This window comes from Phenylobacterium sp. (assembly GCF_030693805.1).
Taxonomy (GTDB): domain Bacteria; phylum Pseudomonadota; class Alphaproteobacteria; order Caulobacterales; family Caulobacteraceae; genus Phenylobacterium.
In genome coordinates, this window is sequence record NZ_JAUXZW010000314.1 from 1 (window position 1) to 2,323 (window position 2,323).

3 protein-coding genes are annotated in these 2,323 nt (G+C 66.5%); 2 read left to right on the forward strand and 1 reads right to left on the reverse strand.

The features are described from left to right. A partial coding sequence (locus tag Q8M88_RS12255; RefSeq protein WP_305597439.1) for a 2OG-Fe(II) oxygenase occupies positions 1-676 on the forward strand: 676 nt, incomplete at its 5' end. Positions 677-725: 49 nt separating this feature from the next. Next, entirely contained in the window at positions 726-1,166 is a 441-nt protein-coding gene (locus tag Q8M88_RS12260) for a DUF3617 family protein (protein ID WP_305597440.1), read from the forward strand. Between the two features lie 5 nt (positions 1,167-1,171). Here the strand turns inward: Q8M88_RS12260 and Q8M88_RS12265 are convergent. Continuing rightward, positions 1,172-2,323: CaiB/BaiF CoA-transferase family protein (locus Q8M88_RS12265; RefSeq protein WP_305597441.1), on the reverse strand; the 1,152-nt coding region annotated here is incomplete at its 5' end.

The window sequence follows — 2,323 nt, forward strand, 5'->3', positions numbered from 1 at the left end:
TGTGGAGCAGATCGACGCCCTGCCCGCGCCTGACCTGCACTCCGGGGCCGATATCCACGCGCCCGTGCTGATCGTACCCCGCATCTTCGAACAGGACATCTGCCAGCGGCTGATCGCCCACTACGACGCCGTAGGCGGCTCACGCTCCGGCGTGATGCGCAACATCGACGGCAAGACCGTCGGGATGATCGACAACTTCAAGAGCCGACGCGACGCCGATGTCACCGATGAGGCGTTTCGCCAGCAGCTCCGGATCCGACTGGCGCGCCGGCTGGTTCCGGAGATCAAGAAGGCGTTCCAGTTCGATGTCACTCGCATGGAGCGCTATATCGTCGCCTGCTACGACGCCGGCGAAGGCGGCTATTTCCGGCCGCACCGCGACAACACCACGCCCGGCACCGCGCATCGCCGCTTCGCGGTGACCATCAACCTGAACGCCGGCGACTACGACGGCGGCGACCTTCGCTTTCCCGAGTTCGGATCGCGGGCCTATCGCGCGCCCACCGGCGGGGCTGTGGTGTTCTCCTGTTCTCTGCTGCACGAGGCGCTGCCCGTCACGCGCGGGCGCCGCTACGCCTTCTTGCCGTTCCTCTACGACGAGGCGGGCGCCCAGATCCGTATCGCCAATCAGGCCACCATCGTGAACGAGGCGCAGACCGCCGAGGTGGACGGCTGAGGCGCGCTCGCGTCTACCTTCCGCCGAGATTGGCTGTTATCGGGGCGCAATGAACAGACCCGTCGTCGCCGGCCTGCTGGGCCTGTTGATCGCCGCCGGCCCCTTGGGCGCCAATGCGGCCGAACTCATTCAGCCAGGCTATTGGGAATCCACCAACCGGATGCTGTCACCGATTCCCGCCAAGAGCGTGGAGCGGCGGTGCATCACGCCGGCCGACGTCGCCAAGTTCCTGATGGGACCGAGCAACCGTCACTACGCCTGCACCTACCCGACCCGCAGCTTCGAAGGCGGCAAGATCCTGCTCAAAGGCAGTTGCGTCAGCAAGAAGGGCCGGCGCGTCCAGGTCGAAGGTCAGGGGAGTTATTCCCAGACCAGCTTCAGCCTCACCGCGCAGGTGGCGACCGAGTTCTCCGGCATTCCCATCGCCGGCAAGGTGCGCACCGAAGCCAAGCGCATCGGCGACGCCTGCCCGGCGCCCGCCGCGAGCTGACCGCCCTATTCGGCCGCCGCCGCGCGCTGCTGCAACTCGGCCAGCAGCTCATCGGTGTGCTCGCCCAGCTTCGGCGCACGGCGCTTTGCGTTGGCCGGACTGCGCTCGAACGTCGCCGGATGGTTGGCGTGGCGGATGACCCCGAATTCCGGATCCTCGAACTCGACGACGGTTTCGTTGTGGCGCGCCTGAGGGTCCTGCATCAGGTCGACCACGTTGTTGACCTTGGAGAACGGCAGGTCCTGGGCGACCGCGCGAGCGATGAAATCCGCGGTGGTCATGCGGCCGACGTCGGCGGCGACGGTCTTGTAAAGCAGTTCGAGGTTGGGGATGCGCGCCGCGAACCCTGCAAATCGGGGGTCATCGATCAGGTCGTCTCGGCCGATCGCCTTGCAGAACCCGCGGTAGTGGTTGTCCAGCAGCAACAGGCCGATCACCTGGCCGTCGGCGGTGTCCAGCGCGCGGAACATGTTGACGCCGCCTTGGGCGGGGGGTTCGACCTCTGCGAAGGTATAGGGATTCAGCATCTCCGGCAGCATGTAGGCGGCGTAGGAATCCAGCAGATTGGTGGAAACCTTCTGGCCCTCGCCGGTGCGTTCGCGATGCAGCAGCGCGGCCAAGGCCGCGTGCGAGGTGAAGATGGCCGTCACCTTGTCCACGACATAGGTGTTGATCGCCTTGGCCGGGCCGTCCTCGCCCTGCACGGGCATGAAGCCGGCCACGCCCTGGATCACCTGGTCGAACACCGGCTGGTCCGCCTTGGGACCGCTTTCGCCATATCCGCTGACCTTCATGTAGATCAGGCGGGGATTGGTGACGCGCAGGCTCTCGTAGCCGAGGCCCATCTTCTCCAGAACGCCCGGGCGGTAGTTCTCCAGCACGATGTCGGCGGTGTCGATCAGCCGCCGCACGGCGTCGACGCCCTGCGGCGTGCGCAGGTCGGCGACGAAGCTGCGCTTGCCGCGGTTGAATTGCTCGAAGCCGGCCGCGAGGCCTTTGTAGCCCAGGGCGTTGCGCATCAAGTCGCCGCCCGGATCTTCGATCTTGATCACGTCGGCGCCCAGGTCGGCCAGCAGTTGGCCGCAGAATGGCGCGGCGACATAGCGTGCGATCTCGATCACCCGAACGCCGTCGCAGGGTCCCTTGGCCTTCGGATC

What these genes read in the sequence shown, in the direction of transcription:
- Q8M88_RS12260 (WP_305597440.1), top strand. Translation starts at nt 726, where the DNA reads ATGAACAGACCCGTCGTCGCCGGCCTGCTGGGCCTGTTGATCGCCGCC.